A 588-nucleotide genomic window follows, 5' to 3' on the forward strand; every position below is an offset into this window, starting at 1 on the left:
TCGGCCAGTCTCGCCGCGGCGTGGTCGCCGAAGAGTCGCTCGAACTCGGCCTCGATGCGGGTGAGGAGGTCGGTTTCGCCCTCCACGTCGGAGAGCGGGACGACGCCGTCGTCGTCCTCGTGGACGATGCGAATGGCGAGGTGGACCAACAGGTCCTTGACCATCTCGGGGAAGTCGTCGGTCGGTTCGGTGATGGTCTCGGGGTCGTAGACCTCGCGTTCGCGCGGGTCTTCGATGGTCCGGAGCGCGATCTCCTGGAGGACGGTCTCGCGCTGGTCGTCGGTCACGTCGAAGCAGTCGAACACCGCCTCGTCGATGGCACCCGCACACGACTGGAGGTTCCGCTCGACGCGTTCGAGGTGCTTGGCCGCCGCGACGCCGAGTTCCTCTAGCGAGGCGTCGGGCGAGACGGTCTCGACGGGGTCGTCGAGGTCGAGCTCCTCGCGGAGTTCGCGGTGAGGGTGGTCGTACTGCGGAAGCGGGTCGTCGATACCCAGCACGTCGAGCAGAATCGGGCCGTCGTAGTGCGGCGAGACGAAGTCGTACTGGCGCTTCGAGACGAGGTGGCCGACCGCCTCGCGGGAGAGG

The 588-nt window shown here is 67.7% G+C and carries 1 pseudogene; it reads right to left on the reverse strand.

The features are described 5' to 3' along the window. A pseudogene (locus E2484_RS24625) lies at window positions 1–588 on the reverse strand (BREX-5 system adenine-specific DNA-methyltransferase PglX); the annotation flags it as partial.

It is taken from the genome of Halorussus salinisoli, from assembly GCA_005239435.1.
GTDB classification, from domain to species: domain Archaea; phylum Halobacteriota; class Halobacteria; order Halobacteriales; family Haladaptataceae; genus Halorussus; species Halorussus salinisoli.